The organism is Flectobacillus sp. BAB-3569 (genome assembly GCF_002270355.1).
In the GTDB taxonomy this organism is placed as follows: Bacteria; Bacteroidota; Bacteroidia; order Cytophagales; family Spirosomataceae; genus Flectobacillus; species Flectobacillus roseus.
In genome coordinates this window covers 234,889-260,152 of sequence record NZ_NJFZ01000017.1, presented here as the reverse complement: position 1 = coordinate 260,152, position 25,264 = coordinate 234,889, and the positions used below count along the sequence as shown (strand labels likewise).

Here is a 25,264-nt window from a genome sequence, read left to right as displayed (position 1 = left end):
AAAAGTCAACTTGTTGTTTTTCAATCTTTTGTATAACTATTTAGGTATGCCACTTTATAAAATGGTACTTATTTTTGATAGATTTTTCTCATTTTTAGCTGAAAAAGACTGCAAAGGTACGGGATATCTTTATGGATATCCACTTAAACCAAGAAAGTGATGGAATTGTACAAATGGCAATTGAAGAGAATATGGAAATGCTGATAATTGGGCTTTTAACATTCAGCCATGAGCTTTGGGCAAAAGCATATCCTTGATTATTAATAAAGATGTTAAAAATATTTGCCTAATGCCTATAGCCTAGCACTTACATCTAATTTTGTGCAATTACTTGAGACAAACCATAATTAAATTATTCCTCCACACGAGAGTCAAAGAAATATTCTCTTGGGCTTTGGGAGGTCATTTTTTTGAAGGCACGATTGAAGGCGGTTTTCGAATTAAAACCTACATCAAATGCAATAGCCAACATGGTGAATTGTCTGTTGCGAGGATCTTCAAAACGAATTTTAAATTCCTCAATTCTGTAGGAATTGATAAAGTCAAAAAAGTTTTTTTGATACGCTTCATTAATTACCTTCGAAAGCAAATGTGGTGTGATTTTTAGCATTCCCGCCAACTCATTTAGGGTAAGTCCTACATTGGTATAGGGCTTTTCTGAGTTCATAAACTCATCAATTTTTTCCTTCCAACTAGCAATTAGTTGCTCATGATTGGCATCTTTCTCAATGTCTTGTACTGGAGTTTCGTCTGTTTGAGGTATTATTTCGGGTGAAATTTCTGGTAATTTAGACAATACCGATGGCGTATCATTTGATGCCTTATTAGGCAAAATATTGACCTGAGTAAGACTAGTTTTGACGATTTTGAAAATCTCAGGTTGGTGAATGGCAAAATATCCCAAGAAATAGGGAATAGCCGAAAATGCCAACCAAATAATATCGATACTTTTGTCTGCCAATAAAACGGTATCCCACGCAAAAAATCGCTGGCCAAATATAAGTAGTCCCGTAAAAGCCCATAATACAAGGCATATCGCCTGAAGAATCAACACAGTATGTAAATAATCGGTATTTTGCTCGTTTGATGCTTGATTTGGATATTGTTTGTTATATCCCTCCACCGATTTCCAGTTGATAAACCAGTAAAATATATTGACAAACCACGAAATTGTTCCTGCAATCACTGAAACGAAATGAAGGTCTTGCTCTTTATTCAATAACTTAATGAGTAACTCTTTCGAACCCAATAGCATGAAGGGCATATATACCAATACCTGAAAAATGGGTAAAATAAAGTGTAACCACCATTTTACAGGCATTTGAGGTGTTTTGAAAAGAAGTTTTTGTAAATAAAAATAGAATAAAGGGGCATACAAAAACAAGGCAAAATCAGGAATCAGTAGCAGGCGACTATATTGTTCTGCTATAACTCTGTAGCCTGTCATTGTTTTCATAATCAGGACAATAGCAGTAAAGGCGATAGAAAGCAATAGCCACTGATTAGCCTTGCGATTGTAGTCTTGCATAGTTGGAATAGCAACCAATAGCAGAATACATTGAAACGCCGAAAATAGAATGAGTAAATCGTATATTGAGTAAAAATTGAAGGTCCCCGTAAGATCCTCCCAACCTTTTATATCTACTGGAATTTCTTCCAATCGGAAGTCACTTTTGCGATACAGCGCACGGTTAGGACAAGCTTTCCCGTTTTCCTGACCTTCAACGGTCTCCCAATTTCCTCTCGTAAATTTGTATTCCAGTTTTTCTAATTCTGTAGAAACTGTTACCCGATAAGTACCATCAAACTGCTTTTGAAGTTTGTAACTTTCATTTCCCGGATCCCAATTATTGAAATTTCCAGAAATATAAATACTCGCATCTTGAGGCGTATTTTTAGGAAGGCTTTTGATGTAAAAACGATAGGTAGGACGGGCTTCCCATCCTTCGATTTGAAGGCTTAAAAGTTGAGGGTTTTGTTCCTTCAATCGATCATATACCCGATTGGGGCGGCTATGTCCTTGCGAATCACCTTCTACTTGGGTCCAATAGCCTTGGGTAAATTTGTATTCAAAATAAGAAAGCGTATCAGGAAGGTCAATGGCGTATGTATTATTTCCAATCGATTCTAATCGAAAATTAGGGTCGCCCGGAGACCAATTGTTGAAGCTACAAGCAATAAAAATAGGAAGATTTTTTGAACGGTCCTGAGCAGGAATATGCACCTCAAATCTGATTTGCGCATGTAGCCAAGGACCTAACAAAAGTAGATATATAGTACTAAAAATAACTTTTTGAAACTTCATAATAATTGGTAATCTAAACAACACACCTAGCAGACTTGCACGAATAGAACAAAATTAGGGATTATTTTAATTCCATTGAGGTGAATAAGGGGCAGATTTTTCTAAAGCCTTGCTAGAGATATGTTAGAAACATATTACTAAAAATTAAAGAGGCCTAAAATCATTATAATGTTGTTTTGCGAACAAGAAAAAACAATAATAACGGAAATTAGAAGAATTTTAAAGGAAAACAAAATTGTAAAAAATGCCTCACTTAAAGAATTCCTTGGCTCCTATATGAGCTTTGGTTCAAAGTGACTCAGTTCTTTAAAACAGCCAAATTGTTAAATGCCGAGGTTAATGTCCAATCCAATATAGCTCGTTTTCTGGATTTTTATCGTAAAGTAGATATTGATTATGAACTTTTCTCTTTTAGTATCTAAAACATGCTAAAATAAACCTATTTGCCTTAACCGACTAATTTGTTTGTAACGTCGAAATATTTTGCCTTAAGGTCTAAAAAATACTAAACAACCTTGTTGTTTATAACTAGTCTAAATAAATATAAATATCTTTGTACAAAATTACATACAACCTAATACGAGAATCAGATTATCTAACTGGATGATTTGACTATATGTTTATGATAATACATTCTATTTTGAAAGAAACTAATTCCGCAATTTATCAAATTGAATTAGAAGAGAAGTATAATCCCACAAGTTTACTTGATGAAAAAACATTCACACTTGATTTGGAAGACTATGGCAGTGTAAAAAATAATATAATTCAAACTAGTGGTTTATGCATTATCGATGTAAAACTACATCTTATCAAACGAGTCAATGACTTGTTTACGATAAAGGGCAATCATATCTTACTATCCTTCTTTTTTAAAGGAAATAGTAAAATTGTAGAGGAGAATCATCAATCATTCTTAATGGACAGGGGAGTTGTAAGAATCAATTATCAAAATGAATCCGACTTCACTTTTCAGATGACACCCGATGAAAATATCAGATACCTAGCAATTATTTTGTCTGAAGATTACTTTAAAAATCTTCTTAAAGATGAACCTTGGACACACGATAATTCATTTTTTATGGATATACAAAATGGGAAATTCATAAATCTTAATGAAAACCAGACAATGATTAATCCTTACACGTTCAATATACTCTCACAAATCATTGATCAAACATCAGTAGGCACACAAATAAAATATAGAAAACCATTTATTGATTTAAAACTACGAGAAATCCTTCTGTTGATGCATCTACAACAAGAACATGCAGCTCAAAAAAAGCATACGCTTGACCAAAAAACCATTTTGATTCTTCAAAAGGCTAAATCAATAATAGCAACAAATTTTACTAATCCGCCTACCATAAAGGAGTTAAGTAGGGAAGTATCAATTAACGAACAAAAATTGAAGCAAGGGTTCAAAGTATTATTTGATGATACTATTCATGGATACATAATTAAATTGAGGATGGCTGAGGCTGTAAAATTGATTACCACCAAAAAAGAAACTATAAGTCAAATTTCTGCTGTATTGGGCTATAAAAGTACCTCACATTTTATTGTAGCTTTTAAAAAGTATTATGGGTACACCCCAAAACAGGTATCAATACAGCCATATTTGATTTTAGGAACAAGTAGAGAAGTAATCTAAATTACGTAAGAATTATTCCCCTCATTAATGCTAAAGGCATATTTGAACTACCGAAGTATCATCATTATGAATAAAATCTATTTATCAGATAGTATGAATCTAATAAATATACAATAATATCAAAGATTTATATTATAGATGGAGATTTCTAATATAGAAACTTCCAATTTCGATACTTTCAGTTCTTTTACCGATACTTTAAATAGATTTTGAGTTATAGCTTTGTACAATTATTTGTAATTAGTCTAAATAAAGTATATAATATTGAAACACATAATGAAAAATATTTTTACATTCATACTACTATTATTTACATTTCTCACTTACGGACAAGAACATAAAGGAGTTTTGTTTGGCAGTGTTACGAATGAAGATGGAGAGCCGATTCATGGAGCATATATCATAGTTAAAAACACAACAATTGCACAGGAGTCAGACTCAAAAGGGCAATTTAGTTTGAAAGTCCCAGACAAAAATCTTACTGTTGTAATCTCAATGATGGGCTATCAAAAGCAGTATCATCATGTTTTTGTTAAAGAAGGACAAAAGCATACCTTGAAAGTAATTTTGAAGCAGGAAGATGGAAAAGAATTAGATGAAGTGCAGGTAAAAGGGAAATCTCAAATTCAAGAACTCAAGGAAACGGCGTTTAATGTCGTTGCTCTGGATGCGAAGGCCTTTTTTAACAGTACATTAGATTTGGGTCATTTACTTGACAAAGCATCCGGAGTGAAAATTAGAGAGACAGGGGGCGTTGGCTCAAATATGTCTATTTCATTAAATGGTTTTACAGGTAATCATATCAAAATATTCATGGATGGCGTACCGATGGAAGGCTTTGGTTCGGCATTTCAATTGAATAACATTCCTGTAAACCTTGCCAACAGAATTGAGGTGTATAAAGGAGTAGTACCTATTGAGTTTGGAGCTGATGCTATGGGAGGCGTAATTAATATTGTAACCAACCAGAGTTCAAACTCCTACTTGGATGCCTCTTACTCCATAGGATCCTTCAATACGCACAAAACGAATTTATCGTTAGGTCACACAGCTAAAAATGGGTTCACAGTACAGTTAAACGCTTTCCAAAACTATTCAGATAATAGTTATCGTGTAAAAACGAATGTACTAAATTTAGCAACTGGCAACTTTTCGAATGATGAAAAATGGGTTAGTAGATTCAATGATGGATATTCTAATGAAACTTTGGTAGCGAAAGTGGGTTTCGTCAATAAACCATGGGCAGATAAGTTATTGTTGGGAATTACTCTAGGGCAGGAGCGTGCCGAAATTCAAAATTCTAATCTTATGAAAATTGTTTTCGGGATGCGGTCGCGCAAAGGAAATACTATTCTACCATCGTTAACATACTCAAAAAGGAATTTATTAACAAAAGGTCTAAATTTGTCTTTTACTGCAAATTACAATATCAACTTTAATCAAAATATTGATACAGCAGCACGCCAATACAATTGGTACGGAGAATACAGAACTACCCGCACAAAAGGAGAATCTATTTATACATTAGGTAAATTCTTTAATAAAAACATGTCGACCACCACTAATATTAACTATAGTATCAATGGAAATCACGCTGTTGCTTTGAGTAATGTCATAACAGGGTACAATCGTAGAAACGCAGATAATGCCTCGGTTGCAGATATCACCTCAGCAGCCGATACTATGCGACGTAATAGTTTTAAAAACGTGTTGGGCTTATCATATCGCTATCAGTATAAAGAAAAATGGAATGCGACGTTGTTTTCAAAGTTCTATAGTCAGAGGGTGATTGGACCATTGGACGTTTCAGTAAATTCAAATACAGCAGTATACGAAGAAAGAATTAAGAACTTTCAAACCTCTGGGTATGGATTAGCTGGTACATATTTTTTAAAAGGAATCCAGTTAAAGGTTTCTGTAGAAAAAGCCTACAGACTACCAACTGAAAGCGAATTGTTTGGTGATGAAATATTAGAGGTAGGCAATTCCTCTTTGAATGCAGAGCAATCTATGAACTATAATTTAGGTGCCAGATTTAATTATGCGCTTGACGAGAATCATTCTTTCTATTTTGATGGTGGAGCATATTATAGAGATATACGTGATTATATCAGACGCATTGTGGAACAGCGTTATGGTACTGCTGGCTATTCAAATCATGGAAAAGTTAGGAATATTGGTATGGATGCCGAATTGAGATATTATTACAAAAATAAATTAACGATTGGTGCTAATATTACTTATCAAGATATTCGCAACAAAGAGCTATATGTTTCTCCAACATCCACTCAACAGAGTGTGACCTACAACGATAGAATGCCAAATGTACCCTACTTCTTTGGGAATACTGATGCTACTTATTATCTCAACAACATAGGAGGAAAAGGCAATAAATTGAGCTTTGGCTACACAATGAATTTTGTTGGCAAATTCTTTTTGATTTGGGAAAGCCTTGGAAGTGCTAGCTCCAAAAATGCACTGCCTCAACAACTCTACCATGATTTTAATGCTACCTATATGCTCAAAAATGGTAGATACAATATCGCCTTCGAAGCACGCAACTTTACAGATGCTTTACTCTACGACAATTTTAGTTTACAAAAGCCTGGGCGGTCTTTTTCTCTAAAACTAAGATACTTTTTGGTAAAAAATAACTTACAAAAATAATCAAAACCATTTCTGTTACACGTGATACAGAGGAGGTGATATGGCTAATTTTTTTGGGAATAGTGCCTTTGAACTATTACGTATATCTATTATCGTTACAAAACAATTATTATCTATTTATGAAATCACTCAGAAAAATACTCCGTATTTCAAGTTTATCCATTCTTTCGGCAACAAGTCTTATAAGTTGTGTTGGTGAAGACGAGAATGTTGTCACAGTACCAGAAGCAAAAAACAAATTCTTTATTGCAGCTACCGCTGGTACAGGGACCTATTTATTAACTCCTGATAGTTTGACTGGTGGTACTACCACCGTAGTAGGCAATGGAGTAGAATTACCACGTACTTATACAGCTTGGGTAATGAATGGAAGTAAAGCTGCAGTAGGGCTATATTATGCACAAGGTGACCCTGGCGTTGGAGTTTCTTTTGGCTTAAATACAACTGGGCAACTAGCACCTGTTGGCAATGAGTTTCAGATTGCATCTCGTTTTACCTCTTACGGTCCCTTTAGTAATTATGTCATTACAAGCGTTGGGAGTGTTGCTCTAGCTAGCGGAAAAGTAGGTTCTACTTTTAATTTTATTGACCTTAACAATAGTAATGCTATTTCCCAGAAAGAGATCGTAACAGAGAACTTTACTGGTAACGGAGGTACTGCTACGTTTTCTGGCGTAGTTGACTTTGGCAATGGAGAATTTCTAACAGGCGTTGTATTAAATCAAGCAGGAGCAACGGCTACAGTACATCAAGATAGTGTTTGGGTTGCAGCATTTGATGAAAACTTAACCTTGAAACGTATCTATAGAGATAACCGCATTAGCTACGCATCAGGACGTTTCCGCTCGCAATACTATTCTCAAATTGCAAAAGATGCTAGTGATAACGTATATGTTTTCTCAGGTTCTTACGATGCAAAGACTACTAAGCCAGCAGGTGCGTTAAGAATCAATAAAAATGCTACTTCTTTCGATAACGCATATTACTTCAACATTCAGGAAGCAGCAGGTGGTTATAAATTCAGAAGAGTATGGCCTATTTCAGAGGATTACTTCTTACTTGAGTTTTATAATGATTTTACTATCACAACCTCAACGGCAGCCACTCAGTATGCAATTGTAAAGATGACCGACAAAACAGTAAAGTGGCTCACTACAGGCTTTCCTGCAAAAGACCAAATTACCGCAATCGGAATACCTTTTGCAGACAAAGGTAAACTTTATTTCCCTATTACAACTGCCACTGCTCCTCCAACTGTCTATGTAATAGATCCCAAAACTGCTACGGCAAAAGCTGGTCTTGTAATCAATGCTGATGGCGTAGGTGCTGTTGGAAAACTTGCCTACTAATCAATTTAGCATCTCGTATAATTTGTCTGACGGGATGCAATTTCACAACTCAGGTTTAAGCAATACTTATAATTTTACTTTATTTTATGAAAAGAATTTTCATTACAGGCTGTATCGTTCTATTGAGCCTGGTAGCTAATGCCCAAAGAGGTGGCAATAACAGTACAAACAACCTTTTAAATCAAAATTTTTGGAAAAATCAGCCTTCGGTTGAGGCTGTGAAAGCTGAAATTCAAAAAGGGAATAACCCATTGGAGTCTAATCAGATGAATATGGATCCTATTGTGTTAGCTATCAATTCAAATGCACCTGCCGAAACCATTAAATTTTTAATGTCTCAGCCAGGATTTGATGTAAACCGTCCATCACACGAGGGTCGTACTTATCTGCACTGGGCTGTCAATAAAGGAGATAAAGAAGTTGTAGCAGCACTTATAGAAAAAGGTGCTAAAGGCAATGCCCTCGACGCTCACGATGTAACTCCATTGGGTTTTGCTAGTATGGGAGGTCAGCTCAGTATTCCTATCATAGAGCTATGTGTCAAAGCTGGAGCCAGCTTAAAAAATGATGTGAACCGAGATGGTGCAAATATTTTGTTGTTGGCAGTAGGGAACGACAAAGATTTTACTGTAACCAATTATTTGATTTCAAAAGGTTTAGACATTAAGAGTGTGGACAAAAATGGTAACAATGTGTTCTGTTATGCCGCACGTAGTGGAAACATCGAAGTGATGAAGACCTTGGTTCAAAAAGGAATCTCTACACCCGAAAGCGCTATGTTGTTGGCCGCACAAGGTGCTCGTAGAGGCCCTGCCAGTACCATTGAGGTGTACAAGTATCTTGAAGAATTAAAACTTAAACCAACGATTCTATCAAAAAATGAAGAGAATGTTCTCCACTTTATTGTACGAAAGCCGAACCAAAAAGAAATTATCGAACACTTTATCTCTAAAGGAGTAGATGTAAATAAAGTTGATAAAGAAGGGAATAACGTACTAATCAACGCCGCAGGTAGCAATAAAGATTTAAGTACCATAGAATTGATTGTTTCAAAAACGAAGAATATCAACCTCGCTAACCAAAGTGGAGAAACAGCTTTATCGCTTGCAGTAAAAGGTAACTCTCCTGAAGTCGTTAAATTCTTAATTGATAAAGGAGCTGAAGTAAAAGTTCTTAACAAGGATGGCGAAAACCTACTTTCTTATTTAATTCAGTCCTATGCGAGTGGTGAAGGTCGTCAAAACCCTAACGGACCAAAGCCAGAAGACTTTGATCAAAAGTTATTGCTTCTTCAAGAAAAAGGACTCCAAGCAAATACGCCTCAAAAAAATGGTAATACGCTCTTTCACTTAGCAATTCTGAAAACAGATATTGGTTTACTCAAGCGTGTACAAGCATTAGGAATAGATATTAACGCTAAAAATAATGAAGGAATTACGGCATTACACAAAGCCGCAATGACTGCGAAAGATGACAGAATTTTGAAATATCTTCTTTCGATTGGAGCACAAAAAGAGGTAACTACTAATTTCAAAGAAACTGCCTTTGACTTGGCCTCAGAAAATGAAACACTTTCAAAATCAAACATTTCTATTAATTTTTTAAAATAGTGATATGAAATTATTACGAGGTCTTGTCCTGACATTGGTGGCATTTCTATCCCTGTCTTTTGCTGTTCATGCCCAAACTACCAAATACAAGTGTATGATTCAAATGACAAATTACATGGGAGAGGGCGCCTACATAGTAGTTTCGATTGTAGACGCAAAAGGAGTCTATAATAAAACTTTATATATACTTGGTGCGGATAAAAAATGGTATCCAGACCTCAAAGAATGGCACAAAGCTTTTTCCAAAAAACCTACTAATCTTAGTGCCATCACAGGCGCTTCTGTAACAGGAGGAGATCGAAGCGTAGTTGTTTTAGAGATTGATAGCGATAAAATCAATACCTCATACAAAATTCGTTTTGAAAGTGCTGTTGAAGATAAACCCTATCATGTAAAAGATCTCGAAATACCACTGACAACAGAGGCTCTCGCTGGTAAGAATGAAGGAAGTGGCTATATTAGATATGTGAGATTTAACCCCATGTAGTATATTGAGATTAGCGAGCACGTAAGCTGAATATTGCGGGTTACAAGTGCGATAGAAAAACTTGTTTCAAGTTTACTGTCGCACTTAAGTATTTAGGTTTAATTATGAATTAATGCTTTATAGTTAAATTTTACTTCTACTGGCACAGTTTGATAGACTTTATTACGGTTTACTTATCCAAATGGACTGAGTTTCCTGTAAGTATTATGACTTATTAAACCTACTAGTTATAAACAGTGATAAAGTCTATTATTAAATTTTACTGAGCTCTATTTTTCGATGCCTAATTCGTACACACCAGCAGTGAAAATATTTGTGTGAGACGTTCCAACGGCTTTTTGATTAATCGTCTTGATTTTGTAGCCCTCTGGTAATTGTACTTTAGCGGAGGCATTTGGTGGCACTACGATTTTATAAATTACTGTATTACCTTTTTGTTCCCATTCAGAGTGAATCAAGCCTCTTGGGGATTCGAAATCCGCTGAGAATGTTGCTAAACCTTCAACAAAATTGGGTTTAAGAATAATGCTTTTAAAACCAGCCCCTTGCTCGTCTGGGAAAATTCCTGCTAAGCCTTTGTATAGCCACGCGCCAATTTCTCCAAACATAATATGATTCATCGAAATATCCGATTTGGCGTCAATAGGCCAGTTTTCGTACAAACTTGTAGCACCATTCACAATCCACCAGCCCCATGATGGGTAACTTTCTTGTGAAGCAACTTTGTAAGCAACAGAAGCATATCCATTTTCGCTTAATGCGTTCAAAATAGCTTTTGTTCCCAACAAACCTACGTCTAAGTGATAATTGTCTTGGGCAACTCTATCAGCTAAGTTTTTCGCTACCTTTGATTTTAATCCTTCAGGAACTAAGCCCCAATAAAGTGGAACACTGAGTTCTGTTTGTACTCCTGCACCATAAATGCCAGTTTGCTCTTTCAGGTATTTCTGATTAAATGCCTTTTTAATTTTTTCTGCTAAAGCTGAATATTTAAGGTAATCTTCTTGGTTTCCAAGTAGTTTGGCTGCCTTTGTCAAGATTGTTACATCCACAAAGTAATATGCCGTTGAGGTTAATTCTACAGGTGTTTTGGATTTTACAGGAACCCAATCGCCTAATCCCCAAGTACATAGCCCGTTCGGGCTGATATCTGTAATGTGATCCACATATCGTTTGATGGGCTCATAAGAATCTTTTAACAGTTTGCTATCTCCATAAAACAAATAGATATTCCAAGGAATAATGGCGATTGTACTTGTCCAATCTGGTCCGTTGCCCCATTCATAACCCCAGCCACCAGTCGGAATAATTGATGGAAGTACGCCATTGGGCTGTTGTTCGTCACGGTGGTCGGCAAGCCATTTTTCATAAATAGTAATACCGTCAAAATTATATAGACCTGTTTCGTTGGCAATATGGGCGTCGCCTGTCCAACCGTTTTTTTCTCTTTGAGGACAGTCGGTTGGGTAGCCAAAAAGATTAGACAAATAGGAGCGATTGGTAGCAGCCCACATTTTATTCAAGGTTGGATTTGAACTTGTAATTTTTCCAATAGCAGGTACATCTGAGTGCATAAAATAGCCTTTTACACTATTTTGCACAAGCTCAATCGGTTCAGAACTGTTGACTTCCACATATTGAAAACCTTTGTAATTGAATTTTGGGGTAAAGGTTTCTTCGCCTTTTCCACTCAAAATAAAAATATCAGTTTGAAAAGGGTCTTTATCGTCGGTTGGGCGATAATGCACATCAATATTAGATTGGTCAACGTGTCCGTCTGGTAATAATCTTTCACCGTGTTTTAATCTAATCACAGTTCCTGCATTACCTTTTACGGTTATCGAGGAAACGCCCGAAATATTTTCGCCTAAATCAAAAACATAGTTTTGTTTTGAAAATGCTTTTAATGTTTTACATAAAATTTCGTTCGTATGCCTAATCGGATGAAGCGCTTGTGCTACAATATGTGTAGAAGGAGCGGCACGATAAATGACATCTTTCCATGTTTTGTCATCATAGTTGGGAAGGTTCCATCCTGTTTTTTCGAGTCGTGCATCATAGTGCTCTGCTGTGTAAATACTATTAAATGTAACAGGACTTTCAGCTGTTTTCCAATCTTTGCCAGAACGAATGGTTTCTACAGAGCCATCTTTGTATTGAATGCGTAAATCCAAACAGAAGGTAGGGCGGTTGCGCCAAGGAGCTTTATCAAAAAACCAAACCGCTGTAGATTGGTGATTATACCAGCCATTGCCTAATAAAACACCTATGGCATTTTTCCCATGTTGTAAGTGCTTCGTAACATCATAAGCGACATACAAAGTACGTCTGTCAAAACGGGTGTACATCGGGTCGAGGCGGTGATTGCCTACTCGTTGTCCATTGATGCTTAACTCATACAAACCTCCCACTGCAATATACGCACGGGCAGAGGCAATTTCTTTTTTTGCTTCGAAGGCTTTTCTAAAATAGGGCGCATTTTTTTCCTCTTTTCCTTGCCCATCAGTTATCCATGCACCTTTCCAGTCGGATGGCTGAAGCAAGCCCATTTCAAAACTCGCAATTGAACTCAGTGTTTGATTGTTTTTGTCGACCAATTTCCAATAATATTTTTGGAAAGATTGTAAAGGTTTGCCTGCATAAGTGGCTAACTGTTGGGATGAGGAGATGTTATCCGATATCCATGTATTATTACGACCTTTTACCAATGCTAGCGAATCGGTGTCGACACAAATTTTGACAGAGACTGGGTTTTGCTTAGTGGTAAACTCCCAAGTAAATCGTGGTGCTGTTTGGTCTATTCCTAAGGGATTTTCTAAATATTCACAGCGAAGCTTTTGCGTTTGAGCCAATAAAGAAATATTGCTCAAAAGAATACCAGCGCTGAGGAGTGATATAATACGTTTCATGATTATAGAATTGAGTGATTTTTGAGGAAACAAGGTTTCATTTTTTCGGATAAAAAGTGTCATGTGTTAACATTAATAATTATCCTAAGTATAGATTTTCCAGACAATTCAGGTTAATTACTTTTCTTGATTACCTATATTTGAAATACTTCCTTTCCGTCGATGTCTAAGCTTTTTTTAGGTATATTTAATATAAAAATAATACTGAGAAAAATGCCCACCGAGCAAAGGGAAGGGTTTCTCTCTCAATAATTCCCAATTTTCTTAAATCTAAATTTATGTATTCTTTCAAACAAAAAATGAAACTTGCGCTTAAGACTTGTTTGCTTTCAGTTGGCTTTTTGCCAGCTATGGCGCAACAAAGTTATGAGCTAAATCAAGGTTGGAAATGTACCAAAGCAAACACTATTCAGGCTTCGGGTACGCAGATTTCTAGTCCTCAATTTGACCTTTCTACTTGGAAACCTGCGGTAGTTCCGGGTACGGTTTTGACGACTCAATTAGCCAACAAAGAAATTCCTGATCCATTTTATGGACTCAATAATGAGAAAATTCCTGATGTTTATCATGTCGGGAAGGAGTATTATACTTATTGGTTTGTAAAGGATTTTGAGGAAAAAAAGCCTGCATCAGGAGAAAAAGTGTGGTTGAAATTTAGAGGAATCAACTACTCTTGCGAAATCTTCGTCAATGGTCAGAAAGTCAATAAAGAGCCTTTTGAAGGAATGTTTTTGCGCAAAGCATTTGATATTACGGGTTTGTTGGCAAACAATGGCAAAAACCGCTTGGCAGTCATTGTATATCCTTCTAACTCCCCTGGCAATCCAAATGGTGGACAAGGTGGCGATGGAACTATTGCCAAAAATGTAGCCATACAATACACCGCAGGGTGGGATTGGATTCGCCCGATTCGTGACCGAAATACAGGTATTTGGGACAAAGTTCAGATTGAAAAAACAGGCTTAGTCAACCTCAAAGATCCGCATGTCATCACTCTCGTATCAGGTGTTCGTACACCAGAAGGTACGCAACAACCAGCTACGGTGAGAACCACCGCAGATTTGGAAAACACCAGCGATAGCCCAGTTTCAGGATTATTGACTTTTAAAATTAATGGACAAACCGTCTCCGAAAAACTAACATTACCAGCCAAATCGAGCAAAACCTACAAAATCAAAGACTTGATTGTAAGCAATCCTAAGTTGTGGTGGCCAGCGGGTTATGGTCCTCAGAATTTGTATGATGCTGAGTTTAGTTTTACGCCAAACGGTCAAAAAGTTTCAGATTTTGAGAAACTACAAGTGGGTATTCGTGAAATTCAAACCTCATGGAATACTACTACCCAAAGCCGTCAGATTGCCGTAAATGGTCAAAAGATTTTTATCAAAGGTGGTAACTGGATTATCTCTGACGCGATGTTACGTTTTTCGAAGGAACGTTATGACGCCGAAATTCGCTACCACAGAGATATGAACCTGAATTTGATTCGTATTTGGGGTGGGGCATTGGTAGAGCGTCCTGAGTTTTATGAAGCTTGTGATAAATATGGTTTGTTGGTATTCCAAGATTTCTGGATGTCGGGCGACTGCAACGGTCGCTGGATTGACCCTATGAAAAAAGAAGACCAATGGACTCGTCGTAAATACCCAGACAATCATCCTTTGTTTTTGGAGTCGGCAGCAGATATGATTAAAATGGTACGCAATTTCCCTTCTTTAGCAATGTGGTGTGGAGGCAACGAAATTACGCCGCCTGAAGATATTTTGGTACCATTGCGAGATAAAATTTTACCTGAGCTAGACGGAACTCGTTGGTTTGTAGACTATTCAAACTCAGATGCCATGTCTTACAACTTTCTTGGTGGTAACGGCGACGGCCCTTATGGAATACAACCTTTGGAGGTATTCTGGCAACAGCGCACTTTCCCATTCAACTCTGAAGTAGGTTCGGTAGGGACAGGGGACTATGAATCATTGAAAAGATTTATTCCAGAAGAAAATTTAAAAGTGCCATACCATAACTTAGGCACAAAGCCAGATACCGTTTGGACATACCATACTTACACGGGTGTGGGCTACAATCAGTTTATCGACCCTTACGGTAAGCCAAAGGACATTAAAGATTTTGGTTTGAAGGCACAGCTAGTCAACTACGACCAGTATCGTGGTTTGATGGAAGGTTTTAGTGCTCATCAGTGGGATTGGTACACAGGAGTTATTATTTGGAAAACCCAAAACCCTTGGACTGCCATGCGTGGACAAATGTATGACTATTATCTTGACCCAAATGCTTGTTTGTATGGATTGCGTAGCGGTAGTGAATTGGTGCATATCATGGCAAATCCAATTGATGGCATGTTGATGATGGTGAATAATGATTTTACTGCCAAACGAAATTTGATGCTGGTGGCTACAGCTTATGACACTAAAGGTAATTCCAAACTTATCACCAAAGTATTTACCTACATCGAGGCGACATCCATTAAGAAGATTTTATCAGTCAAAAACATCTTGGATGAGTTAGGAGCAAAAGATGGTTCGTTTCTGTCACTACAATTATTGGACGAAAATCAGAAGCTGGTAAGTGATAACTTCTATTGGTATCCGAATGCTGAAGGTAAATATTCTGGTTTACAAACTATGTCATCTGCCAATTTGGAAGTTATTGCCAAGCGTATTTCAGGAGATAAAATAGAAGTGAGTCTGACGAACAAAGACGAAAAAACTATAGCATTCTTCAATCGAGTTTCCTTGGTAAATACCCAAACTAAAGAGCGTATCTTGCCAACTTTCTATGATGATAACTATGTTTCTATTACACCAAATACGACCAAGAAGATCGTTTTAGAAGCAAAAACAGGTACTCAACCAACTCAAATTTCCATTGAAGGCTGGAATTTACCTTTGAAATATGTAGAGGTAAAGTAATCCTAGTTCAAGACTTAGTCTTGGACTCATTTTTCAAAAGTTTTAAAACTTAGAACCCTCAAACATGATTCATTCAGCATTTTGAGACTTGGATGACTTTATAAATTTCAATAAAAAGCGGTACGAAAAATTATTTTTCGACCGCTTTTTTGATGCTATCATGCTAGATTTCACTTGGCTTGAGACGCAATCATTGCGTCTCTACTGATTGAAAACAAATTTTCACATAATCACTCATTCACTCAATTGTTTGAGGATTCATTTTTATATAACAAGAGAAAAGATTTCTAGGCATTTTGCTCTGGTTTGTATTTGACAAAACCAAAGAGATGTAAAAATACGCTTCTCGACATTCTAAAATTGAATGGCACAGCAATCAAGGATACAATCGGAATAGGGATAATATAACCTAAAACCGATGGGTCGTTGAAACCCCAATAAATCACGATTCCCATGATGGCCAAAATCGCTATCGAAAAACCGTAACTCACAAACATGGCACCATACCAGAAGCCAGGTTCTACCTCAAAATGTAGTCCACAAACAGGACAATTGTCGTGCATCTCGTCAAATTTATCTATTCGCCAGTTAGAGTACTTAAACATTTTTCCTTGACGACATTGCGGACAACGCATTTCTATCATCGCACGAGTTTTACTTCTTTCAACATCGAGTTTTATATTTTGATATTCGTTCATGACTAAAAATATTTATATGAAACAAAATTTTGATAATATGCTATAAGCTGTATGCCGAAGGCATTAGGCAGAAAATAATAAGTTGATTGGCAAAATTAAATTATAAAGCTTACGGCTTTCAGCTTTCTGCAAAACTATATCTATTGTTACTAAAAAACGATTTAACACTCTTTGCCTTGTGCCTGTTGCCTTATTCCTTCGACAAAAAACTTAAATCTTCTTTCTAAACTCCTCAGGACTTACTCCAACGTGTTTTTTGAAAAACTTAGAGAAATATGAATTGTCCGCAAAATTGAGATAATAGGCAATTTCTGAGATACTCGTGTTTTTGTTGACCAATAATCTTTTTGCTTCCAATACAATTCTATTACGAATCACTTCACCTGCTTGCATACCCAAATGCTCCTTACAAAGGGCGTTCAAATGATTAGGAGTAATATATAATAATTCTGCGTACTCCATCGGTAATTTTAGGGTAGTATGATGTTTTTCAATCAACTTTTGAAAATTCTTTAGCAAGGTGTAGTTAAACTGCGGAATATTTTTGGGCTTCTCAGTAATGGTTTGCTGGTCTATGGCAATAAACATTTGTATCAACAAACTTTTTATCATGTCATGGGCAAAAGGTTGCTTTTGTTGTGCCTGTTCAAGGATTTCTTCAAAAAAGCCTTTTACCTTCTGATTGAGCGGAAAACTCAAATTGATGACACTGTCTTGTGCAATATTATTGAAAAATGAAAAATTAGCTAAATATTCTGCTTTCAATAAAAATGACTGGAAAAATTCTTCTGAAAAATTGACCACATAACCATCTATAGATCCTTCAAAACTCCAACTATGCACCTGCCCTGGTATCATAAAATAGATTTGGTAGGGTTTTACATCAAAATTGCTAAAATCTATCGTGTGAAAGCCAGCACCTTGTGTAAAGAAAACCAAATGATAAAAACTATGTCGGTGCGCATGATGAAGATTTTTGTGTCGCTCCAAATAGGCACCAAATTTACTCACCAAAAAATCTTCATCTCTCGTTTCGGATAAAGTGCAAATATCTAAAATGGGGAAATTTATTTTTTTATCTGACATACTCACATTGGCTTCGTTTGATGATGTCAAAGGTAGAAGTTAAAAAAGAAATATATGTGGTGTGAAATGTAGTTTTAATGGTAATAATTACCGATTAGCTAAATTTTGTCCTTTTTTGATTACAATGGTTTTTGGGAATAATTTAATCTATAGTTTTTGTAGTTTAATAAATATTTAGGTATATTTGATTGTGATTATTCTTTTAGAAAAAACGTATTAAAAAAAGAAACAAAACCATGGCAATGCAGTAGATGTATTGTTGTACCAATTACTTCTAAAACAGAAACCTATTGGCTTTGCCCTTAAAAACTCTTTAACATGAAATTCGAAACCCTTCAATTGCACGCTGGTCAGCAAGTAGACCCAACAACTAATTCAAGAGCAGTACCTATTTATCAAACAACTTCTTATTCTTTTAATAGTGCTGAACATGGAGCTAATCTTTTTGCCTTGAAGGAGTTTGGTAACATCTACACTCGTATTATGAACCCAACCAATGACGTATTCGAGAAAAGAATTGCAGCGTTGGAAGGAGGAGTGGCAGCCTTGGCAGTTAGTTCGGGGCATGCGGCGCAGTTCTTGGCAATTAACAACATAACTACGGCGGGAGATAACTTTGTAACTACCTCATTCTTGTACGGCGGAACCTATAATCAATTCAAAAATTCTTTCAAGAATATTGGTGTAGAGGCTCGCTTCGCCAATGGCGACGACGTATCGAGCTTTGAAAAATTGATTGATGACCGTACCAAATTGATTTATTTGGAAACCATCGGAAACCCAAGTTTTAGTGTTCCCGATTTTGAAGCATTTGCTGCTTTGGCGAACAAATACGAAATTCCATTAATCGTAGACAATACTTTTGGTGCAGGAGGTGCTATTGCCCAACCGCTCAAACATGGTGCTCACGTGGTGGTTGAGTCTGCTACCAAATGGATTGGAGGACATGGTACTACGATGGGTGGAGTGATTGTTGATGGGGGAACTTTTAACTGGGGTAATGGTAAATTTCCACAATTTACAGAGCCTTCGCCGTCATACCATGGCTTGGTTTTGAACGATGTTTTCGGCATCGGTGGACCATTCGGTAATATTCAATATATCATTCGTGCTAGGGTAGAAGGTTTGCGCGATTGGGGTCCTTCACAAAGTCCTTTTAACTCTTTCTTATTGTTGCAAGGCTTAGAGACTTTGTCTTTGCGTGTAGAGAGAATTGGGGAAAATGCACAAAAACTAGCTGAATGGCTGTTGTCGCATCCTGAAGTAGAAGGTGTAAATTATTTAGGACTTGAAAGTAGCCCTTATCACGAACTGGCAAAAAATACTTAAATCGTAGTTTTGGTGGTGTTTTGTCATTCAAACTGAAAGGCGATAAAGCGCGTGCAGAAAAGTTTGTGAATAGCCTTCAATTGATTAGTCATTTGGCGAATGTTGGCGATTCAAAAACCCTGATTATTCACCCAGCTTCGACTACACACTCGCAATTGTCAGAGGCCGAACAATTAGCTGCTGGCGTAGAACCAACTTCACTACGTTTATCTGTAGGAATTGAACATATCGACGATATTAAAGCAGATATTGAGCAAGCTTTGAAGAGTGTTTAAGTGATGAGTTGTGAATTTGGAGTGATGAGTTGTGAGTTTGGAGTGATGAGTTTAGAGAACAAATCACTCTAAACTCACAACTCATCACTTCCTATATTTCCCATTTGTCTTCACCCTCGTAAAAATATCTTTTTACGACATAGCGAATCGATGAATAAGAGTTAATCAAGGCTGTGTGTACTTGTTTACGATCCATCCATTCTAATTTTTCGATATCCTCTTCAATTTGTGGTTTCATTTTAGAAGCATCCACAATCTCCATTGAATACCATTTAGTTTGTTTGAGGATGTGCTCGTTTTTGTAAGTATAAGTATGAAAAGTGGTACAGATTTTTTCTTCCAAACGTACTTTTACATTACATTCCTCCTCTACTTCGCGTACCGCACCATTTTTGGATTTTTCGCCTTTGTCGAGTTTACCTTTGGGTAAATCCCATTTTTTGAGACGATACATCAATAATAAATCTCCTTTTTCATTTCTAACTACGCCACCTGCCGCTTTAATCACCTTATATTGTGCTTTAATTTGCTCTTCTGTCAAATCTCTATCGGCTGTTACCAATGTGATAGATTGAAAGTGTGGTAAATCGTGTTCTTTTAAAATTGAAAAAAGTTTATTGATTGTTGGTAAAATTACGTTTAATATCAAGACATGGCCATGCAATTTCTCAGGACGAATACTTTCAAGTTTTGCGTCTATCAAGTGTTCAAAATCTGTGGTTGTCAGAGACTTAGCTTTTTTTTGACTTATCACTTTGATAGGTCTGTCGTCAATGAAAATGATCATCTTATTGAATAGATATCTTTAAATATTTGGCAATGTTTGGCACGTGTTGAGCCACCCATATTGTTGCATTGTAAAAGCAAAATTACATTTTTGTTAGTAAAACATGCCCGACTCTTCCTATTTTTGCATAAAAGTTGAAAATCGACAACCAAATTAACCTTCTTTGCTTGAATACAATCTCAAAACAGACAAAGAAATCTCATCGCCCTATACAAATTCAGTAATCCAATGACACACGCAACACTTGCACAATCTGTGGCCTCGATGCTACTAGACGTAAAAGCCGTAAGATTAAGCCCTGACAAGCCTTTCAAATGGGCTTCTGGCTGGAATTCTCCTATTTATTGTGATAACCGTATTACTCTTTCTCACGCAAAGGTACGTACTGCAATCCGTGACGGCTTGGCTGCTGCTGTTAAAGCATACTGGCCAGAGGTTGATATCATCGCAGGTGTAGCTACAGCAGGTATTGCGCAAGGTGCTTTGGTAGCTGATTTCTTAGACTTGCCATTTTGCTATGTACGCCCTGAGCCGAAAAAACATGGTATGGGCAACCAAATCGAAGGTGAAATCAAAGCTGGTCAGAAAGTAGTATTAGTGGAGGATTTGGTGTCTACAGGTGGTAGTTCATTAAAGGCTGCTGAAGCATTACGCGAGGCTGGTGCTAATGTATTGGGTATGGTCGCTATTTTTACCTATGGTTTTAATGTCGCAACTCAAAACTTTGCAGAAAAAGGCTTGAAGTTTTATACTTTGAGCGATTACGAAACCTTGTTGGAGGAAGCTAAAAAGAAAAACTATGTTACAGAAAGTCAAATGATAACTCTTCAAGAGTGGCGTCATGACCCTGCTAACTGGAGCATATAATTAATGGAGCTTGACTTCTTTTAGTCAGCTCAACTATAAACGGTCGATAGTTTTATCGACCGTTTGCTTTAAGTAGGAAAACGTTATTGGTTAACAGTATATTGGTTATTTGAAGATATTCATAATCAAAAGGTTATAGTCAGATTTTGCCTCAGATATACTATTAATTTAATCTTTCCTTTTACTTATAAAAAAATATCTAAACTTATACAGGATAAAAATCTATTTGAAAATATCTCCGCCTTCTACATTCTCTAATAATTTTTACCCAAACCGCTTCTACCAAAATTGCTTTCATAATTCAACATAGTTAAGTTAGTGGGAAAATAAAATTTAAAATTGTGCTTTGGGCTTTCGGCGATGGGCTTTGGAAAAAAGCATGGCTGTAGTTATTAAAAAACATTTTAACACTCTTTGTCTTGTGCCTGTTGCCTAGTATCTAAACACATAACTTAAATTCTATTTAGCACACTAACTAAAGATATACTATAGTTTAAATTTATACTACTTCATCAAGTACCGTTGAATAAGAATGGATAGGTTTCTCAAATTCAGAAGTCTATTTTTAGGGATGTGTTACCACATTCTGAAGAATACTTTTTGCAAGTAATCATCGTATAAGTCTAAATATTACAATTAAGTAATAGTGCAGAATAAGATTTAAGTTATGTGTTTAGGGACAAGGCAACAGGCACAAGGCACTGAGTGTTAAAATGTTTTTATTAACCACAGCCATGCTTTTTTACAAAGCCCACCGCCGAAAGCTGATACCTGAATGCCCTGGGCACAAAAATTAAATTCTATTTTGCCCACTAACTTAGTATTGTCTAAAATTTTGAAATATTATAAAGCTGACACACATTTTACCATGAATCATATAAAATCGCTATTTGTGTTCCTATTACTTTTTTTCCTTGGGATTCATACTAAGGCCCAAAGCTTAGAAAGTGCCCGTGAAAAGTGGAACAAATTACCCGCAAATGAAAAAAGAGCTTTAGCTATATATCAATTCTCTAAGCAGGGCGAACTTGAGGACCAAGTAAAACGCGAAATATTATTGGAGGCTATCGACCTCATTCCCGAAAACTCAGCTGATACCCTGTTGGGACATCTGCATTATAAGTTAGGGCAAACTAATTATGGGCTTGAGGATTATGTAAAGTCTTTAGAGCATTTCAATAAAGCGCTTCACAGATTTCAAGAACAAAGGAATCTATACTGGGTGGGAACAACCTATATTCAATTAGGCAACGTGTTTGAACGTCAAAATAGACTGGATGAAGCCGAACGAATGTATGTGTTAACTCAGAAAATTGGAAAGGATTTACACAATGATAAACTCATTGCTTACTCCTACAATAGCCTTAGTATTATCTACGATAAAAGAGGTCAATCTCAAAAAGCTTTGGATTTGAGTATTACAGGGTTGAAGTATCTTAAGTCAGCCGAGATGTCGGATGATTATCTTACAGGTTTAATTAATATCGGCATCCACTACAAAAATTTAGGCCAATTTGATAAAGCGATTCAAATGTATGAAGAAGCTTTAAGCCTTGAAATAACTCAAAAAGATGTTTTTAGTTTAGCTGCTATTTACATAAATCTTGCTTGGGCATACAATGGCAAAAAAGCGTATAAAGAAGGTATTTCTTCCGCACTAAAAGGAATTGAATACGCTAATAATATCCCTGAACGGAAATACTTCCAAGCAGATGCCTATGATGTTTTGGCAAAGCTATATGAAGGAGAAAAAAAATGGGATAAAGCTTATTTTGCTTACAAAAACCATGTAGTCCTAAACGACAGTATCACCAATTTAGAAATCAAGTCGAAAGTTGTTGAACTTGAAGAGCGTAATAAAACCATTGAGAAAGAGACTCAAATTAAGGAGCTCAATTTTCAGAACACCGCTAAACAAAATATTATTTTTTCGGCCTTGTTTTAATTGCGGTACTGGTTATCGCTGGATTCTTGCTAATTCGTAAAAACAGAATTATTCATCAAAACAACGATTTGTTGACGAGTCAAAATTATAAAATTCAGGAACAGTCAGACAAATTGGTATTGATGATGAAAGAACTGCATCACCGTGTTAAGAATAATTTGTCAATCGTGGCAAGTCTACTCAATCTCCAAACGTACGGTCTTACCGACCAAGATGCCATAAAGGCTGTGCAAACTGGTCAGAAAAGGGTAGAGGCTATGTCTTTGATTCACCAAAAATTATATCAGACTAGTCATACTACAGCGTTGAATATCAAGGAGTACATTACTGATTTGGTTGAAAATATAATGGAAAGCTATGGATACTCTCGCCAAAATTTCAATCTGTTACTAGATATAGAACAAACTGAAATTGATGTGGATTTAGCGATTCCTATTGGATTGATTTTGAATGAATTGGTGACTAACTCTTTTAAATATGCCTATCAACAAGTACCTGATCCAACCTTAGAAATCAAGTTCAAAACAGAAGGCGGTATCTATTTAAAAGTAAAAGACAATGGCGCAGGTATCGATATGGACAAATGGAATAGTAAAGGTCGCCGTTCTTTTGGAAAGCAACTTATTATTTCATTGAGTAAGCAAGTTTCTGGTCAGTACAAAGTAGAAAATGATGGGGGAGCAGTTTTTGAACTGGCTATTGCTCCAACCCAAGAGGCAGCCTAAGCCAAACAGAACTTTTTCCCCGGTAATGCTTTTACCAATCCTTGAAACTCTAAATGTAAAAGGAGAGAAGCCAAACGAGCCATTACAATTTGAGATTGCCAACTAAGCTCATCAATATGTAATGGCCCTTTTTGGTGAAGTAATGCCAAAATTTGACTCTCTTCTGTACTTAATCCAGAAAAATCAATAGCCTTGGCTAAGGACTCATTGGTCTGTACCAAGTCCCAATTTAAGGACTCCACAATGTCTTCTACCTGCGTATAGATCTGCGCCTTATTTTTCCTGATAAGCAAATTACACCCTTCTGAATGACTCTTGCCGAGCTGTCCCGGCACAGCAAAAACATCACGATGATAATTATTGGCAAACTCAGCTGTGATCAGTGCCCCGCCTTTGATGGCGGCTTCTACCACAATCGTGGCATCTGACATACCTGCAATGATTCTATTTCTTCTAGGAAAATATGGCGCTTCTGGAATTACACCAAAGTGGTGTTCAGACATAACTCCTCCTAATTGCTGCATTTGTATGGCAGTTTGCTTGTGCTGACTAGGATATACCTTGTCTATTCCATTCGCCATCACACCAATCGTTGGAATTTGATATTGTACACTGGCTTTATGTGCGCAAATGTCAATGCCATACGCCAATCCACTGATGCAGACACATTTGAAGGTTTTGAGTTGTGCAACAATCTGCTCTGTGACCACACGCCCGTAATCGGTCATTTGACGAGTTCCTACAATGGCGATGCTTCGTTGAGGGTTTAATACCTCTGGATTGCCTTTATAATACAAAATGCAAGGCGCATCGTAAAGAGATTTTAATCTTCGAGGGTAGTCGGTATCTAAATAAAAAAGAATATGTACTTTTTCCTTCTCAGCTTGTTTTACAACAGCCTCAGCAAGCGTTAGTACCTTTTGTTGAACGATATTTTGAGCAAGTACTTCCCCGATATTGGGAATTTTAAGAAGTTTACTTTTGGGAGCTTTGAATACATTTTCAGCTGAGCCACAGTAGCTTACTAACTGTTTAATTAAAATGTCACCGATTTTTGGAATAAGTGATAACCCTACCTGATATACCTTTTCTGAGGTAAATTGCATAATGATGGTATAGAAAAAGATTAAATAACTCGAACCGAGCTTTCAAGTGTAGATTTTCAGGTGTGTGAATGTTACTCTAGGGATATTACAATGAACTATCATCTCCCTGTTCGAGGGAGTCTCGTACTTTTTTTAGAAAATCACGCAATCCAACCAAAGTTCTTACTACCTCCTGATTGGCATTTTTACGAGCTCTCCTTTTTTCTAAGGCATTTTTGGCTCCTTCAATAGTGTGACCTTCTTCCTCTATCAAAATGAAAATTTCACGTATTTGGTTAATATCATCTTGTGTGTATTTTCTATCCCCAGCTCGATCACGCTTAGGATTTATCGTTGGGAATTGCTCTTGCCAGTAACGTAATTTTGAAATATTTACGTTAAACATGATTGCTACCTCTGATATGGAATAATAACGTTTAGTTAGATTCTGCTGCATAATATTCAAAAATCGAGAGAAACCTAGGACCTTATACTCAAAATAGTATGTGTTCTCCCAATCCAAAGTAAAAATTTTATTACAAAACTATGAGGGTGTTGG

General features: G+C 36.6%; 16 protein-coding genes and 1 pseudogene. 10 read left to right on the top strand and 7 right to left on the bottom strand.

What is annotated here, in order from left to right:
• Window positions 1-352 precede the first annotated feature (352 nt).
• Window positions 353-2,305 carry a helix-turn-helix domain-containing protein gene (locus BWI92_RS17095; RefSeq protein WP_095164659.1) on the bottom strand — a complete coding sequence of 651 codons (1,953 nt, stop codon included), beginning with the start codon at window positions 2,303-2,305 and terminating at the stop codon, window positions 353-355.
• Window positions 2,306-2,945: 640 nt separating this feature from the next.
• On the opposite strand from BWI92_RS17095, the gene BWI92_RS17090 reads away from it, so the two are divergent.
• The 5 genes from BWI92_RS17090 (at window position 2,946) to BWI92_RS17070 (ending at window position 10,072) form a co-directional block, all read left to right on the top strand.
• Entirely contained in the window at window positions 2,946-3,959 is a 1,014-nt protein-coding gene (locus BWI92_RS17090) for a helix-turn-helix transcriptional regulator (protein WP_176464465.1), read from the top strand.
• A 276-nt stretch (window positions 3,960-4,235) separates the two neighbouring features.
• A complete protein-coding gene (locus BWI92_RS17085; protein ID WP_095164657.1) occupies window positions 4,236-6,626 on the top strand; it encodes a TonB-dependent receptor in 2,391 nt (796 codons plus the stop codon).
• Window positions 6,627-6,745: 119 nt separating this feature from the next.
• Window positions 6,746-7,975 carry a DUF4374 domain-containing protein gene (locus tag BWI92_RS17080; protein WP_095164656.1) on the top strand — a complete coding sequence of 410 codons (1,230 nt, stop codon included), beginning with the start codon at window positions 6,746-6,748 and terminating at the stop codon, window positions 7,973-7,975.
• 86 nt (window positions 7,976-8,061) lie between these two features.
• Complete coding sequence (locus tag BWI92_RS17075) at window positions 8,062-9,585, top strand: ankyrin repeat domain-containing protein (RefSeq protein ID WP_095164645.1); 1,524 nt, start codon at window positions 8,062-8,064, stop codon at window positions 9,583-9,585.
• A gap of 4 nt (window positions 9,586-9,589) precedes the next feature.
• Window positions 9,590-10,072: a DUF2271 domain-containing protein gene (locus BWI92_RS17070; RefSeq protein WP_217903431.1), complete on the top strand. Its 483-nt coding sequence runs from the start codon at window positions 9,590-9,592 to the stop codon at window positions 10,070-10,072.
• Window positions 10,073-10,341: 269 nt separating this feature from the next.
• Here the strand turns inward: BWI92_RS17070 and BWI92_RS17065 are convergent, their stop codons facing one another.
• Window positions 10,342-12,981 (bottom strand): alpha-L-rhamnosidase, encoded by a 2,640-nt coding sequence (locus BWI92_RS17065; RefSeq protein ID WP_095164732.1) that lies wholly within the window; start codon window positions 12,979-12,981, stop codon window positions 10,342-10,344.
• A gap of 299 nt (window positions 12,982-13,280) precedes the next feature.
• Between BWI92_RS17065 and BWI92_RS17060 the strand changes: the two genes are divergently transcribed.
• The gene (locus BWI92_RS17060) at window positions 13,281-15,908 is read left to right on the top strand and encodes a glycosyl hydrolase 2 galactose-binding domain-containing protein (protein WP_217903430.1); all 2,628 of its coding nucleotides are present in this window, start codon (window positions 13,281-13,283) and stop codon (window positions 15,906-15,908) included.
• A gap of 287 nt (window positions 15,909-16,195) precedes the next feature.
• Here BWI92_RS17060 and BWI92_RS17055 read toward each other — a convergent pair whose 3' ends face one another.
• Both BWI92_RS17055 and BWI92_RS17050 read right to left on the bottom strand, forming a co-directional pair.
• Window positions 16,196-16,606, bottom strand: a complete 411-nt coding sequence (locus BWI92_RS17055; RefSeq protein WP_095164641.1) for a DUF983 domain-containing protein — start codon at window positions 16,604-16,606, stop codon at window positions 16,196-16,198.
• 210 nt (window positions 16,607-16,816) lie between these two features.
• Window positions 16,817-17,692: an AraC family transcriptional regulator gene (locus BWI92_RS17050; protein WP_095164638.1), complete on the bottom strand. Its 876-nt coding sequence runs from the start codon at window positions 17,690-17,692 to the stop codon at window positions 16,817-16,819.
• A gap of 318 nt (window positions 17,693-18,010) precedes the next feature.
• Here BWI92_RS17050 and BWI92_RS17045 point away from each other — a divergent pair.
• Window positions 18,011-19,296, top strand: a pseudogene (locus BWI92_RS17045) (O-acetylhomoserine aminocarboxypropyltransferase/cysteine synthase family protein).
• A 91-nt stretch (window positions 19,297-19,387) separates the two neighbouring features.
• On the opposite strand, the gene BWI92_RS17040 reads toward BWI92_RS17045, so the two are convergent.
• Entirely contained in the window at window positions 19,388-20,083 is a 696-nt protein-coding gene (locus BWI92_RS17040) for an NUDIX hydrolase (protein WP_095164636.1), read from the bottom strand.
• A gap of 228 nt (window positions 20,084-20,311) precedes the next feature.
• Between BWI92_RS17040 and pyrE the strand changes: the two genes are divergently transcribed.
• The 3 genes from pyrE (at window position 20,312) to BWI92_RS17025 (ending at window position 23,620) form a co-directional block, all read left to right on the top strand.
• Window positions 20,312-20,950: an orotate phosphoribosyltransferase gene (gene pyrE / locus BWI92_RS17035; RefSeq protein WP_095164634.1), complete on the top strand. Its 639-nt coding sequence runs from the start codon at window positions 20,312-20,314 to the stop codon at window positions 20,948-20,950.
• A gap of 835 nt (window positions 20,951-21,785) precedes the next feature.
• Window positions 21,786-22,895, top strand: a complete 1,110-nt coding sequence (locus BWI92_RS17030) for a tetratricopeptide repeat protein (protein ID WP_176464464.1) — start codon at window positions 21,786-21,788, stop codon at window positions 22,893-22,895.
• Between the two features lie 68 nt (window positions 22,896-22,963).
• On the top strand, window positions 22,964-23,620 hold the full coding sequence (locus tag BWI92_RS17025; RefSeq protein WP_141234819.1) for a sensor histidine kinase: 657 nt from the start codon (window positions 22,964-22,966) through the stop codon (window positions 23,618-23,620).
• On the opposite strand, the gene dprA is transcribed toward BWI92_RS17025, so the two are convergent.
• Window positions 23,617-24,726 (bottom strand): DNA-processing protein DprA, encoded by a 1,110-nt coding sequence (gene dprA / locus BWI92_RS17020; RefSeq protein WP_095164629.1) that lies wholly within the window; start codon window positions 24,724-24,726, stop codon window positions 23,617-23,619. The genes BWI92_RS17025 and dprA overlap by 4 nt on opposite strands.
• An 85-nt stretch (window positions 24,727-24,811) precedes the next feature.
• The gene (locus BWI92_RS17015) at window positions 24,812-25,162 is read right to left on the bottom strand and encodes a MerR family transcriptional regulator (RefSeq protein ID WP_095164627.1); all 351 of its coding nucleotides are present in this window, start codon (window positions 25,160-25,162) and stop codon (window positions 24,812-24,814) included.
• Between the last annotated feature and the right edge of the window lie 102 nt (window positions 25,163-25,264).